This is a genomic window from Variovorax sp. 20P10.2.4 (genome assembly GCF_058244205.1).
Genome location: NZ_JBZAYE010000152.1, coordinates 1 through 13,965, shown reverse-complemented (window position 1 = coordinate 13,965; position 13,965 = coordinate 1). Strand labels below are relative to the sequence as shown.

At 64.5% G+C, this 13,965-nt stretch carries 10 protein-coding genes and 1 tRNA gene; all 11 read right to left on the bottom strand.

All coding sequences use genetic code 11. The features are described from left to right. The coding region (locus tag AC27VN_RS16530; protein ID WP_490877226.1) for a 16S rRNA (cytosine(967)-C(5))-methyltransferase at positions 1-654 on the bottom strand (654 nt) is incomplete at its 3' end. Between the two features lie 116 nt (positions 655-770). Continuing rightward, positions 771-1,391, bottom strand: a complete 621-nt coding sequence (locus AC27VN_RS16525; RefSeq protein WP_093353739.1) for a LemA family protein — start codon at positions 1,389-1,391, stop codon at positions 771-773. 135 nt (positions 1,392-1,526) lie between these two features. Then, the gene (rpoC, locus tag AC27VN_RS16520) at positions 1,527-5,756 is read right to left on the bottom strand and encodes a DNA-directed RNA polymerase subunit beta' (protein ID WP_093353736.1); all 4,230 of its coding nucleotides are present in this window, start codon (positions 5,754-5,756) and stop codon (positions 1,527-1,529) included. Between the two features lie 19 nt (positions 5,757-5,775). Continuing rightward, positions 5,776-9,900 (bottom strand): DNA-directed RNA polymerase subunit beta, encoded by a 4,125-nt coding sequence (gene rpoB / locus AC27VN_RS16515; protein ID WP_093353734.1) that lies wholly within the window; start codon positions 9,898-9,900, stop codon positions 5,776-5,778. A gap of 259 nt (positions 9,901-10,159) precedes the next feature. Further along, positions 10,160-10,534 (bottom strand): 50S ribosomal protein L7/L12, encoded by a 375-nt coding sequence (rplL, locus tag AC27VN_RS16510; protein ID WP_093353732.1) that lies wholly within the window; start codon positions 10,532-10,534, stop codon positions 10,160-10,162. A gap of 51 nt (positions 10,535-10,585) precedes the next feature. Further along, complete coding sequence (rplJ, locus tag AC27VN_RS16505; protein WP_093353730.1) at positions 10,586-11,119, bottom strand: 50S ribosomal protein L10; 534 nt, start codon at positions 11,117-11,119, stop codon at positions 10,586-10,588. 298 nt (positions 11,120-11,417) lie between these two features. After that, positions 11,418-12,116, bottom strand: a complete 699-nt coding sequence (gene rplA / locus AC27VN_RS16500; protein WP_093353727.1) for a 50S ribosomal protein L1 — start codon at positions 12,114-12,116, stop codon at positions 11,418-11,420. Beyond that, the gene (rplK, locus tag AC27VN_RS16495) at positions 12,117-12,548 is read right to left on the bottom strand and encodes a 50S ribosomal protein L11 (protein WP_093206996.1); all 432 of its coding nucleotides are present in this window, start codon (positions 12,546-12,548) and stop codon (positions 12,117-12,119) included. A 137-nt stretch (positions 12,549-12,685) separates the two neighbouring features. After that, positions 12,686-13,288, bottom strand: coding sequence for a transcription termination/antitermination protein NusG (nusG, locus tag AC27VN_RS16490; RefSeq protein ID WP_064262260.1), 603 nt, complete (start codon positions 13,286-13,288; stop codon positions 12,686-12,688). A gap of 6 nt (positions 13,289-13,294) precedes the next feature. After that, positions 13,295-13,678: a preprotein translocase subunit SecE gene (gene secE, locus AC27VN_RS16485; protein ID WP_093353725.1), complete on the bottom strand. Its 384-nt coding sequence runs from the start codon at positions 13,676-13,678 to the stop codon at positions 13,295-13,297. Between the two features lie 135 nt (positions 13,679-13,813). Then, positions 13,814-13,889, bottom strand: a tRNA-Trp gene (locus AC27VN_RS16480). Between the last annotated feature and the right edge of the window lie 76 nt (positions 13,890-13,965).

The following is a 13,965-nucleotide window of genomic DNA, read 5'->3' as shown; positions in this document are numbered from 1 at the left end:
ACCGGGCAACTGCTGCACCGGCCGCGCGCGCGCGAGCTGCAATCCGCTGGCCGCGACCGGCGTGGCCGGCATGTCGAGTGCCGCAAGTTCGTTGCGGTAAGGGCCGGCGGCCGTCTTGCGCACATTCACGCGCAAGGTCATCGGCGCCTGGGCGTTGTCGGCCTGCAGCACGCGCTGCCAGTCGCGCGGATGGTCGCGCTTGAGCTTCTCGATCCACCAGCGCGGATGGTTCCAGTGCGCCACCGGTTCGGCATCGGTCGCGGCCACGAGTTCGTCGCGCTCGCGCAGGAAGCGCCGCAGGCAGGCATTGATGAAGCTGGCCTGCGCGCGCGTGGCCGGGTTGCGTTTGGCGGCCTCCACGGTCTGGTCGACCAGCGTGAAGGGCTCGTAGGGCGACTGCCCCGCGTCCCAGGCCAGCGCGAGCGCGGTGCACAGCAGCGCATCGGGCAGCGGCGGCGGCGTGCGCTTGGCGAGGTGGCGGCGCAGGGCTTCGGCACGGCCCAGCCAGCGCAGCACCTGGAAGCCCAGGGCCTGGACGCCGGGGCGCAGCGCGGGTTCGACGGCCTCGAAGGCGACCGAGCCCGAGGTGCCGGCGCGGATCGACGCCAGCGCCCCTGCGGTCAATTGCAGTTGGCGCCAGAGCGGCGGTTGCAGCGGCGAAGCGCCGCCGTGCGAGGGGTCAGAAGGAAGAGCAGGCAATGCGGGCGATGTTAAAGGGCCCGGATGTCCGCCACCCAGGCAATGTCATGAACGAAATCGGCGGCCGAAGTTCAGTGCAGCGGCGCCGCGGGCCTCAAACGCACGGCCCATGCCACCAGCAGCGCCGGGAACTGGGCGAGCGCCGCGTTGTAGCTGGCGACCGCGAGGTTGAACTGGGTGCGCGCGATCTCGGCGGCGGCCGAGGGTTCGGGCCAGGCCATCGGCTCGGCCGCGATCGCGCCGGTGGCCGTCACGGGCACCAGCGCGTTCGCCGTCGAAGCCTGGCCCGCGGGACGCGACAGCGTGCCGTCGGGATGGAAGGAGGTCACCGCATCCGGATGCCGGCGCTGCCAGGCGGTCAGCAGCACCTGCAGCGCGGTCGCGAGCGCCGACATGCTGCCGGCCTCGAGCGGACGCTGCCGGGTCGCGCCGAGCAGGGTGGCCATCTGCGTGGTCGCGGCCTGCAGCGAAGAGGCGCCCGCCGCGGGATCGGTCGATTCCTCGGCGGCCGACGGCGCGCTCAGGCTGGTCTGCACGAAGTCGAGCTGGCGCGTCAGCGCGGCGTCCAGCGTGGCATAGGCCTGCAGCACCGCGGCCCGCAGGCGCACCAGCCGGTTGTAAGCGCCGACAAACCAGAACAGCAGCACGGCCACGACGATCCAGCCGGCCAGCGAATCGGGCAACACGCTCATCGATGGCACTCCAGGAAAAGCTCAGAAGGAAGACGCAAGGACGCGCGGAAAACCGCGGCCCCCCATGAAAAACGCCTCCCGACCGTCAAGCCGGGAGGCGTTCACGACCGGTCACGGCCGGGCGATGCTAACCAGTTATTCGGTCGCGGCGCCTTCGCTGGCGTCGACCGTGCTGGTGGCATCGCTGGACGAACCGGCGAGCTCGGCGGCTTCGGACTCGGCGATGGCGCGGCGCTCGGCCTCGTCCATCTCGTCCTTGGCCTTGCGTGCCAGGTGGTACGCCATGCCGGTGCCCGCGGGGATCAGGCGGCCGACGATGACGTTTTCCTTCAGGCCGCGCAGCTCGTCGCGCTTGCCCATGATCGCGGCTTCGGTCAGCACGCGCGTCGTTTCCTGGAACGAAGCGGCGGAGATGAACGAGTCGGTCGACAGCGACGCCTTCGTGATACCGAGCAGCAGGTTGGTGAACGTCGCGGGGATCTTGCCTTCGGCGCGCAGGGCGTCGTTGGTGTTGAGCATTTCGCTGCGTTCGACCTGTTCGCCCGAGATGTAGCTGGTGTCGCCGACGTTGTCGACCACGACGCGGCGCAGCATCTGGCGAACGATCACCTCGATGTGCTTGTCGTTGATCTTCACGCCCTGCAGGCGGTACACGTCCTGCACCTCGTCCACGATGTAGCGCGCGAGTTCTTCCGAACCCAGCAGGCGCAGGATGTCCTGCGGATCCGCCGGACCGTCGACCACGCTTTCGCCCTTGTTCACCACCTGGCCTTCGTGCACCAGGATGTTCTTTTCCTTCGGCACGAGTTCTTCCCAGACCTTGCCTTCCGGGTCGGTGATCTGCAGGCGGATCTTGCCCTTCGTTTCCTTGCCGAACGACACGGTGCCGGTCATCTCGGCCAGCATGCCCTTGTCCTTCGGCGAACGGGCTTCGAACAGCTCGGCCACGCGCGGCAGACCGCCGGTGATGTCGCGGGTCTTCTGGCCTTCGACCGGAATACGCGCCAGCACTTCGCCGGGGCCCACGTCCTGGCCGTCACGCACCTGGATCAGCGCACCGATCGGGAAGCCGATCGTCACCGAGTGGTCGGTGCCGGGGATCTTCACCTCGGCGCCCGAGGCGTCGATCAGCTTGACCTGCGGACGCACGACCTTGGCAGCGCCGCGGCGCTTCGGGTCGATCACGACCAGGGTCGACAGACCGGTCACTTCGTCCACCTGCTTGGCGACCGTGAGGCCTTCCTCGACGTTCTCGAACTGGGTCTTGCCGGCGAATTCCGTGATGATCGGGCGCGTCAGCGGGTCCCAGTTGGCGAGCACGTGGCCGGCCTTGATCTGCTGGTCGGCCTTGACCGTCAGCGTCGCGCCGTACGGCACCTTGTGGCGTTCGCGCTCGCGGCCGTGCTCGTCATGGATGACGATCTCGCCCGAACGTGCGATCACCACCAGCTCGTTCTTGCTGTTGGTCACGTAGCGCATCGTGGCGTTGAAGCCGATCACGCCGTTGGACTTGGCCTCGACGCTCGAAGCGACAGCCGCGCGCGAAGCCGCACCACCGATGTGGAAGGTACGCATCGTGAGCTGCGTGCCCGGTTCGCCGATCGACTGCGCCGCGATCACGCCGACCGCTTCGCCGTTGTTCACCAGGCCGCCGCGGCCGAGGTCGCGGCCGTAGCACTTGGCGCAGATGCCGAAGCGCGTGGCGCAGGTCAGCGCGGTGCGGACCTTGACTTCGTCCACGCCGTCGGCTTCGATGGCGTCGATCGTGTCTTCGTCGAGCATGTCGCCGGCCTTGACCAGCACGGCACGCGTCTCGGGGTGCAGCACGTCTTCGGCCACGCTGCGGCCGAGGATACGGTCGCGCAGCGATTCGATGACTTCACCGCCCTCCACGATCGCGCGCATCAGCGCGCCGTCGTGCGTACCGCAGTCCTGCTCGATCACCACCAGATCCTGCGTCACGTCGACCAGACGGCGGGTCAGGTAACCCGAGTTCGCCGTCTTCAGCGCCGTGTCGGCCAGACCCTTACGGGCACCGTGGGTGGAGATGAAGTACTCCAGCACGTTCAGGCCTTCGCGGAAGTTCGCGGTGATGGGCGTCTCGATGATCGAGCCGTCCGGCTTGGCCATCAGGCCACGCATGCCGGCCACCTGGCGAATCTGGGCCGCGGAACCGCGGGCACCCGAGTCGGCCATCATGTAGATCGAGTTGAAGGACTCCTGCTCGACTTCCTTGCCGTGGCGGTCGATGACCTTCTGCTTCGACAGCTTGGCCATCATGACCTTCGACACTTCGTCGCCGGCCTTGCCCCAGATGTCCACCACCTTGTTGTAGCGCTCGCCGGAGGTCACGAGACCGGAGACGTACTGCTGTTCGATCTCCTTCACTTCCTTGGCCGAGCGGTCGATGATGCCGTGCTTTTCAGCGGGCACCAGCATGTCGTCGATGGCGATCGAGATGCCGGCCTTGGTCGCGAGACGGAAACCGTTCTGCAGCAGCTTGTCGGCGAAGACCACGGTCTCCTTCAGGCCGCACTTGCGGAAGCTCACGTTGATGAGCTTGGAGATTTCCTTCTTCTTCAGCGCCTTGTTGATGTTCGAGAACGGCAGGCCCTTCGGCAGGATCTCGGACAGCAGGGCACGGCCCACGGTGGTGTCCACGAGCGAGGTCGACGGCTCGAATTCGCCGCTTTCCTTGTTCTTGGTGTACTCCGTGATGCGCACGGCGACCTTGGCGGTCAACTCGACCACGTTGGCGTCGAGCGCGCGCTGCACTTCACCGATGTCCGAGAAGATCAGGCCTTCGCCCTTGCCGTTGATGCGGTCGCGGGTCGTGTAGTACAGACCCAGCACCACGTCCTGCGAGGGAACGATCGACGGTTCGCCCGAAGCCGGGAACAGCACGTTGTTGGAGGCCAGCATCAGCGTGCGGGCTTCCATCTGCGCTTCTACCGACAGCGGCACGTGGACGGCCATCTGGTCGCCGTCGAAGTCGGCGTTGAAGGCCGCGCACACCAGCGGATGCAGCTGGATCGCCTTGCCTTCGATCAAGATCGGCTCGAAGGCCTGGATGCCCAGACGGTGCAGCGTAGGCGCACGGTTCAGCATCACCGGGTGTTCCTTGATCACCTCTTCCAGGATGTCCCAGACCACCGGCGTGCCCGATTCGACTTCCTTCTTGGCAGCCTTGATCGTGGTCGCGATGCCCATGGCTTCGAGGCGCGAGAAGATGAAGGGCTTGAACAGCTCGAGCGCCATCAGCTTCGGCAGGCCGCACTGGTGCAGCTTGAGCGTCGGGCCCACCACGATGACCGAACGGCCCGAGTAGTCGACGCGCTTGCCCAGCAGGTTCTGGCGGAAGCGACCGCTCTTGCCCTTGATCATGTCGGCCAGCGACTTGAGCGCGCGCTTGTTGGCGCCCGTCATGGCCTTGCCGCGGCGGCCGTTGTCCAGCAGCGAGTCGACGGCTTCCTGCAGCATCCGCTTCTCGTTGCGCGCGATGATTTCCGGGGCCTTGAGCTCCAGCAGGCGGCGCAGACGCGAGTTGCGGTTGATGACGCGGCGGTACAGGTCGTTCAGGTCGGAGGTCGCGAAGCGGCCGCCGTCCAGCGGCACCAGCGGACGCAGGTCCGGCGGCAGCACGGGCAGCACGTCGAGCACCATCCAGTTGGGCTTGATGCCCGACTTGCGGAAGGCCTCGAGCACCTTCAGGCGCTTGGAGTTCTTCTTGACCTTGACTTCGGAACCGGTCAGGTCGCCGCGCAGCTTCTCGATCTCGCTGTCGAGCTCGATGCCTTCCAGCAGGTCCTTGATGCCTTCGGCGCCCATCTTGGCGATGAACTCGTCACCGTATTCCTTGCGCTTCGTGTCGTAGTCGTCCTCGGACATGATGCTGAACTTCTTCAGCGGGGTCATGCCGGGGTCGGTCACCACGTAGGCTTCGAAGTACAGCACGCGTTCGATGTCGCGCAGCGTCATGTCGAGCACGAGGCCCAGGCGCGACGGCAGCGACTTCAGGAACCAGATGTGCGCGCAGGGAGCGGCCAGGTCGATGTGACCCATGCGCTCGCGGCGGACCTTGGTCTGCGTGACTTCGACGCCGCACTTCTCGCAGATCACGCCGCGGTGCTTGAGGCGCTTGTACTTGCCGCACAGGCACTCATAGTCCTTGATCGGGCCGAAGATCTTGGCGCAGAACAGGCCGTCGCGTTCGGGCTTGAACGTGCGGTAGTTGATCGTCTCGGGCTTCTTCACCTCGCCGAAAGACCACGAACGGATCTTTTCGGGCGAAGCCATGCCGATCTTGATGGCATCGAAATGCTCATCCGGGGTGAACTGCTTGAACAGGTCGAGTAGCGATTTCATAAGACTCTATCCCCTTCGTTTACGAACGCTCGAGCTCGATGTCGAGACCCAGCGAACGGATTTCCTTGACCAGCACGTTGAACGATTCCGGCATGCCGGCTTCGATCGAATGCTCGCCCTTGACGATGCTTTCGTAGACCTTGGTACGGCCCTGCACGTCGTCGGACTTCACGGTCAGCATTTCCTGCAGGACGTAGGCAGCGCCGTACGCTTCGAGCGCCCACACTTCCATTTCCCCGAAACGCTGGCCGCCGAATTGCGCCTTGCCGCCCAGCGGCTGTTGCGTGACCAGCGAGTACGGGCCGGTCGAGCGGGCGTGCATCTTGTCGTCCACCAGGTGATGCAGCTTCAGGAAGTGCATGTAGCCGACGGTGACGGGACGCTCGAACTGGTCGCCGGTGCGGCCGTCGAACAGGTAGGCCTGCGTGCGCGTCTCGGTCAGGCCCTTGGCCTTCGCGATGTCGTCCGGGTAGGCCAGCTTCAGCATGCCTCGGATTTCCTCTTCCGAGGCGCCGTCGAACACGGGCGTCGCGAAGGTCGCGCCGTTTTGCAGGTTCGATGCCATCTCGAGCACTTCGCCGTCGCTCAGCGAGGCAATGTTCTCTTCGCGGCCCGAGCCGTTGTACAGCTGCTCCATGAACTTGCGCAGCTCGGCCGCCTTGGCCTCCTGCTGCAGCAGGTCGCCGATGCGCTGGCCGATGCCCTTGCCGGCCCAGCCCAGATGCACTTCGAGCACCTGGCCCACGTTCATCCGCGAGGGCACGCCCAGCGGGTTCAGGCAGATGTCGCACGGCGTGCCGTCGGCCATGTGCGGCATGTCTTCGATCGGAACGATCTTCGACACCACGCCCTTGTTGCCGTGGCGGCCGGCCATCTTGTCGCCGGGTTGCAGGCGGCGCTTGACGGCCAGGTAGACCTTGACCATCTTGAGCACGCCCGCGGGCAGCTCGTCGCCCTGCGTGAGCTTCTTGCGCTTTTCTTCGAACGCGAGGTCGAAGCTGTGGCGCGTCTGCTCGAGCGAGTTCTTGATCGACTCCAGCTGCGAGGCCACTTCCTCGTCGGCCGGACGGATGTCGAACCAGTGGAACTTCTCGACCGACGACAGGTAGGCCTTGTCGAGCTTGGTGCCCTTGGCGAGCTTGTTCGGGCCGCCGTTGGCCGCCTTGCCGATCAGCAGCTTCTCGATCCGGTCGAACGCGTCGGCCTCGACGATGCGAAGCTGGTCGTTCAGGTCGAGGCGGAAGCGCTTGAGCTCGTCGTCGATGATCTGCTGGGCACGCTTGTCGCGCTGGATGCCTTCGCGGGTGAACACCTGCACGTCGATCACGGTGCCTTGCGAGCCCTGGTCCACGCGCAGCGAGGTGTCCTTCACGTCCGAAGCCTTCTCGCCGAAGATGGCGCGCAGCAGCTTCTCTTCCGGCGTCAGCGTGGTCTCGCCCTTCGGCGTGACCTTGCCCACCAGCGTGTCGCCGGGCATGACTTCGGCACCCACGTAGATGATGCCGGACTCGTCGAGGCGGTTGAGCTGCTGTTCGGCCAGGTTCGGGATGTCGCGCGTGATTTCCTCGGCACCGAGCTTGGTGTCGCGGGCCATCACCACCAGTTCCTCGATGTGGATCGAGGTGTAGCGGTCGTCGGCCACGATGCGTTCGGAGATCAGGATCGAGTCTTCGAAGTTGTAGCCGTTCCAGGGCATGAACGCGATCAGCATGTTCTGGCCCAGGGCCAGTTCGCCGAGGTCGGTCGATGCACCGTCGGCCACCACGTCGCCCTTGGCGATCTTGTCGCCGCGCTTGACGATCGGACGTTGGTGGATGTTGGTGTTCTGGTTCGAGCGCTGATACTTGATCAGGTTGTAGATGTCCACGCCGACTTCGCCGGCCGCGGCCTCGTCGTCGTTCACGCGCACCACGACACGGGTCGCGTCGACGTAGTCGACGATACCGCCGCGGGTGGCCGTGACCACGGTGCCGGAGTCGACCGCGGAGACGCGCTCGATGCCGGTGCCGACCATCGGCTTCTCGGGACGCAGCACGGGCACGGCCTGACGCTGCATGTTGGCGCCCATCAGCGCGCGGTTCGCGTCGTCGTGCTCGAGGAACGGAACCAGCGAGGCGGCCACCGACACGATCTGCGCGGGCGACACGTCCATGTACTGGATGCGCTCGGCACCGACCAGGATCGATTCGCCGGCTTCACGCGCCGAGACCAGGTCGCCGGTCAGCACGCCGTCCTTGTCCAGGGCCGCGTTGGCCTGGGCGATGACGTACTTGCCTTCCTCGATGGCCGACAGGTAGTCGATCTCGTTCGTGACCTTGCTGTCGACCACGCGGCGGTACGGCGTCTCGATGAAGCCGTATTCGTTCAGGCGGGCATACAGGGCCAGCGAGTTGATCAGGCCGATGTTCGGGCCTTCGGGCGTTTCGATCGGGCACACGCGGCCGTAGTGGGTCACGTGCACGTCGCGCACTTCGAAGCCGGCACGTTCACGCGTCAGACCACCCGGGCCAAGGGCCGACACGCGGCGCTTGTGGGTGATTTCGGACAGCGGGTTCGTCTGGTCCATGAACTGCGACAGCTGCGAGGCGCCGAAGAATTCCTTCAGCGCGGCCGAGATCGGCTTGCTGTTGATCAGGTCGTGCGGCATCAGCGGCTCTTGCTCCGCCTGACCCAGACGTTCCTTCACGGCCTTCTCGATACGGGCCAGGCCGGTGCGGTACTGGTTCTCGGCCAGTTCGCCGACGCAACGCACGCGGCGGTTGCCGAGGTGGTCGATGTCGTCGACTTCGCCGTTGCCGTTGCGCAGGTCGACGAGGATCTTGACGACGGCCAGGATGTCCTCGTTGGTCAGCACCATCGGGCCGGTCGATTCGTCGCGGCCGACCTTGGCGTTGAACTTCATGCGGCCGACGCGCGACAGGTCGTACGTGTCCGGGTTGTAGAACAGGCGCTGGAACAGGGCCTGCACCGCGTCTTCCGTCGGCGGCTCGCCGGGGCGCATCATGCGGTAGATCGCCACGCGCGCGGCGAACTCGTCCACCGTTTCGTCGATGCGCAGGGTCTGCGAGATGTACGCGCCCTGGTCGAGTTCGTTGGTGTAGATGACCTGGATGTCCTGCACGCCGGCGCCGCGCAGCTTCTTCAGCAGCGCTTCGGTCAGCTCGTCGTTGGCCTTGGACAGGATCTCGCCCGAATCGGCATCGACGATGTTGCGTGCGATCACGCGGCCGATCAGGAAGTCTTCCGGCACGCTGATGTGCGTAGTACCGCCCTGCTCGAGTTCGCGCGTGTGGCGCGCGGTGACCCGCTTGTCCTTGGCGACCACGACCTTGCCCGACTTGTCGGTGATGTCGAAGCGCGCGACTTCGCCGCGCAGGCGCTCGGAGACGAACTCCATCTGCGCGCCGCTGTCCATCAGGCGGAAGTTGTCGTTGACGAAGAAGTTCGCGAGGATCGATTCCGGGTTCAGGCCGATGGCCTTCAGCAGGATCGTGACCGGCATCTTGCGGCGACGGTCGACGCGGAAGTACAGCATGTCCTTCGGGTCGAACTCGAAGTCGAGCCACGAACCGCGGTAGGGAATCACGCGGGCCGAGAACAGCAGCTTGCCCGAGCTGTGCGTCTTGCCCTTGTCGTGTTCGAAGAACACGCCCGGCGAACGGTGCAGCTGCGAAACGATCACGCGCTCCGTGCCGTTGATGATGAACGAGCCCTTCTCGGTCATGAGCGGCACTTCGCCCATGTAGACCTCTTGCTCCTTCACTTCCTTGACCACCTTCGACTGCGAGGTCGACGATTCGCGGTCATAGATGATGAGCTGGACCTTGGCGCGCACCGCCGAGGCGAAGGTCAGACCACGGGTCTGGCACTCGCGCACATCGAACGCCGGCTTCGCCAGGTTGTACTCGAGGAACTTCATCTCGACGAAACCGTTGTGCGAGACGATCGGGAAGGCGGCGTCGAACGCGGCCTGCAGGCCTTCGACGGTGCGTTTTTGCGGAGCGATGCCCGCTTGCAGGAACGCCGTGTAGGCGTCCTTCTGCATCTGCAGCAGGTAGGGAATTTCGACGACGCTGTCGCGGCTGCCGAAACTTTTTCGGATGCGCTTGCGTTCGGTGTAACTGTACGCGGACGATTGGGCCATGAGAGCTCCGGTGCTTGAGATCTTCAGCGACTTGTCAGCAATGCCGGGACGAACGGCACCACTGCTTGGCGGCTGGCCACTACCAGCCGTTGGCGGACAGCGATGCGTTGCACATCGCCCGAACCAAGGGGTCTTCTGCAGTCGGGGTCAGAAGACACTCAAAAATTGCGTGGATGACGACAACTTTTGAGTGCGCTCTGAAAGCGGCAAAGGCTGGAGGGCCTTTTTCAGGCACCTCCAGCCCTCGAGGGGGTCTGAATTACTTCAGTTCCACCTTGGCGCCGGCTTCTTCCAGCTTCTTCTTGGCAGCGTCGGCGTCAGCCTTCGACAGGCCTTCCTTGACGGCCTTGGGAGCGGCTTCCACCAGGTCCTTGGCTTCCTTGAGGCCCAGGCCGGTGATTTCGCGCACGGCCTTGATGACCGACACCTTGTTCGCGCCGACATCGGCCAGCACGACGTTGAATTCGGTCTTTTCTTCGACCACGGCAGCGGTTGCGCCACCACCTTGGGCCGGAGCCGACATTGCAGCGGCGCTCACGCCGAACTTCTCTTCGATGGCCTTGACCAGGTCGTTGAGCTCGAGGACCGTCATGCTGTCCAGCGCGGTCAGAAATGCGTCTTTATCGAATGCCATTTTGGTTTCCTAACAATTGGGTTGAATTTTTCAAACGCAAGGCTTGGGCTATCAAGCCGCCTGCGCTTCTGCCGGTGCATCGGCGGGTGCAGCTTCGCCACCACCGCGCTTCTCGGCCAGCGCCGCGAGCACGCGGGCGGTACGAGAGATCGGCGATTGCATCAAGCCCAGCAGTTGCGCCAGCAGCACTTCCTTGGAAGGGATGTTGGCCAGTTGCTTCACGCCGTCGACGTCCAGGGCCTTGCCACCGAATGCGCCACCGCGAATCACCAGCTTGTCGTTGGTTTTCGCGAAATCGGCCACCACCTTCGCGGCGGCCACAGCGTCTTCGGAGAAGCCATAGATCAGCGGACCGGTCATCTGGTCGCCGACGATCTCAAACGAGCTGCCAGCCACAGCACGGCGGGCCAGGGTGTTCTTCAGAACACTCAGGCTCACACCCTTGCTGCGAGCTTCGGCGCGCAGTTTGGTCATATCGGCCACCGTGATGCCACGGTATTCCGCCATCACGAGCGTTTGAGCTTTTGCGGCGAGGCTGGTCACTTCATTGATGACCGCTTCTTTCTCACTGCGATTCAGACTCAAGGTCTACTCCTTTTCAATGCGGTCTTCGGTTGTTTCATGAACCTCGGACCGCGCCTCATGCAGCGACCAACTGTTTCGGAACCCATTCGTCAGAAAACTCGAATTCCTTGCAGCGGGATCGCCATCTGCGCTGGCTGCCCGGCGGGGGCCGGGTGATTAAGTGCAGGCGACCTGCACACCAGCGGTCTTGGATGGCCCGCGGCAACCGAAGCCGCCACGACCCACCACATTCGCCCTGTTCCGAATCCTTGCGGAGCCGGAGCCGGGCCAATCTACATTTGCCTTCGCTTCTGCCCGATCAGGCAGCGGCGATGGTCTGCGTGTCCACGCGGACACCCACGCCCATCGTCGACGACACGGCGACCTTGCGCAGGTAGATACCCTTGCTCGAGGCCGGCTTGGCCTTGACCAGGGCATCGATCAGCGCGGCGAGGTTGCCCTGCAGCTTGTCGGTGTCGAACGAACGACGGCCGATCGTGCCGTGCACGATGCCGGCCTTGTCGACGCGGAACTGAACCTGGCCAGCCTTGGCGTTCTTCACGGCGGTCGCGACGTCGGGCGTCACGGTGCCGACCTTCGGGTTCGGCATCAGGCCGCGCGGGCCGAGGATCTGGCCGAGCGTACCGACCACGCGCATGGCGTCGGGTGCGGCGATCACGATGTCGAAGGGCATGTCGCCCGCCTTGACCATGGCAGCCAAGTCGTCCATGCCGACGATGTCGGCGCCGGCGGCCTTGGCTTCTTCAGCCTTGGCGCCTTGGGCGAACACGGCCACGCGCTTGGTCTTGCCGGTGCCGTTGGGCAGCACGACGGCGCCACGCACGACCTGGTCCGACTTCTTCGCGTCGATGCCGAGCTGCACGGCCACGTCGATCGATTCGTCGAACTTGGCGGTGGCGGCTTCCTTGACGATGGTGATCGCGTCAGTCAGCGGGTACAGCTTGGTGCTGTCGACCTTGCCTTCGAGCGACTTCTGCTTCTTGGTGATCTTGGCCATTTACACGCCCTCCACATTCACGCCCATGGAACGGGCCGTACCAGCGATGGTGCGAACTGCTGCGTCCATGTCGGCAGCGGTCAGGTCCTTCATCTTGGTCTTTGCGATCTCTTCGAGCTGGGCGCGCGTGATCTTGCCGACCTTGTCGGTGTGCGGGCGCGCGGAGCCCTTCTCGAGCTTGATCGCCTTCTTGATCAGGACGCCAGCGGGCGGCGACTTGATGATGAAGGTGAAGCTCTTGTCGGCGAAGGCGGTGATGACCACCGGCAGCGCCAGACCCGGCTCGTAGCTCTGCGTCTGGGCGTTGAACGCCTTGCAGAATTCCATGATGTTCAGACCGCGCTGACCGAGTGCGGGACCGATCGGCGGGGACGGGTTGGCCTTACCAGCTGGCACTTGCAGCTTGATGAAGCCGACGATTTTTTTCGCCATGCTTTACTCCTTGCGGGTGATATCGCCAAGGCCTGTGGCCTGGGCTCCCCGGGGTGAACGACTCTTCGATCAAGGCCGCGCGCCGAGTCGGATAGCGCGCTGCCGGAATGGGGCCCGATCCGCAGACCGGGCGGGCGTCAGGTCTTCTCGACCTGACTGAATTCGAGTTCCACCGGGGTGGCGCGGCCGAAGATCATGACCGAGACGCGCACCTTGCTCTTCTCGTAGTTGACTTCCTCGACCGAGCCGTTGAAGTCGGTGAACGGACCTTCCTTGACGCGCACGAGTTCGCCCACGGTGAACTCGACCTTGTGGCGCGGCTTCTCGGTGCCCTGCTGCATCTGGCTGACGATGTCCTCGACCTCTTTCTGCGAGATCGGGGCCGGACGGTTCTTGGCGCCGCCCACGAAGCCCGTCACCTTGTTGGTGTGCTTCACCAGGTGCCAGCTCTCGTCGTCCATGATCATTTCGACCAGCACGTAGCCCGGGAAGAAGCGGCGCTCGGTGGTGCGCTTCTGGCCGTTCTTGATCTCGACCACTTCTTCGGTCGGGACCAGGATGCGGCCGAACTTGTCCTGCATGCCGGCGCGGTTGATGCGCTCGGTGATGTTCCGCTCGACGGCCTTCTCCATGCCCGAATAGGCATGCACCACATACCAACGCAGATCGGGATTGGCAGCAGGCGCAAGGACGGAGGCGTTTTCCTCCGGCGGCGTGGTTTCAACAGCGTCGTCGGTCATTGGTTCTTACTTTTTCCAGCCCAGAATGAGGTCAAAAAACACCCATTCGAGCGTTTTGTCGGTGAGCCAGAGGAAGACGGACATGATCGCCACGAAGGCGAACACATAAGCCGTCATCTGCATCGCTTCCTTGCGGGTCGGCCAGACGACCTTCTTGACTTCGCGCCACGAATCGCGGCCGAAAGCCCAGAGCTGGCGGCCGTTCTCGGAACTGCCGAAGGTCGCCACGGCGGCGGCCAGGCCCACGAGCAGCGCGGCCCACTGAACCAGCGAGCCCTGGCGCGACAGCAGATAGAACGCCACGATGGCGCCCACTGCCAGCAGTGCTGCCACGGCCAGCTTGGCCTTGTCGGCACCGGTGCTCACGGTTTCGATTTGAGAAGTGGCCATGTTCGGCTGATTTCCTGCGGCCTTTCGGCCTCAATTCATGCCGCCGTTTTGAGACGGCGAAGCCCGTCGGGTCTCGACGGGCTTTTTTGTCTTCCCGCCGGAGTCCGGCGGGTCGTTTTCGGAGGCCACCCTAGGTGGCAGGGGCAGTAGGAATCGAACCTACAACCTTCGGTTTTGGAGACCGACGCTCTGCCAATTGAGCTATACCCCTCCGGTACTCTTGCCCGACTTAGATGTCGAGGATCTTGGCCACGACGCCCGAACCCACGGTACGGCCGCCTTCGCGA

Excerpts from the sequence above, each read along its gene's own strand:
- AC27VN_RS16525 (WP_093353739.1), bottom strand. The coding sequence starts at position 1,391 with ATGAGCGTGTTGCCCGATTCGCTGGCCGGCTGGATCGTCGTGGCCGTG.
- rpoC (WP_093353736.1), bottom strand. The coding sequence starts at position 5,756 with ATGAAATCGCTACTCGACCTGTTCAAGCAGTTCACCCCGGATGAGCAT.
- rpoB (WP_093353734.1), bottom strand. The coding sequence starts at position 9,900 with ATGGCCCAATCGTCCGCGTACAGTTACACCGAACGCAAGCGCATCCGA.
- rplL (WP_093353732.1), bottom strand. The coding sequence starts at position 10,534 with ATGGCATTCGATAAAGACGCATTTCTGACCGCGCTGGACAGCATGACG.
- rplA (WP_093353727.1), bottom strand. The coding sequence starts at position 12,116 with ATGGCCAAGATCACCAAGAAGCAGAAGTCGCTCGAAGGCAAGGTCGAC.
- rplK (WP_093206996.1), bottom strand. The coding sequence starts at position 12,548 with ATGGCGAAAAAAATCGTCGGCTTCATCAAGCTGCAAGTGCCAGCTGGT.
- nusG (WP_064262260.1), bottom strand. The coding sequence starts at position 13,288 with ATGACCGACGACGCTGTTGAAACCACGCCGCCGGAGGAAAACGCCTCC.
- secE (WP_093353725.1), bottom strand. The coding sequence starts at position 13,678 with ATGGCCACTTCTCAAATCGAAACCGTGAGCACCGGTGCCGACAAGGCC.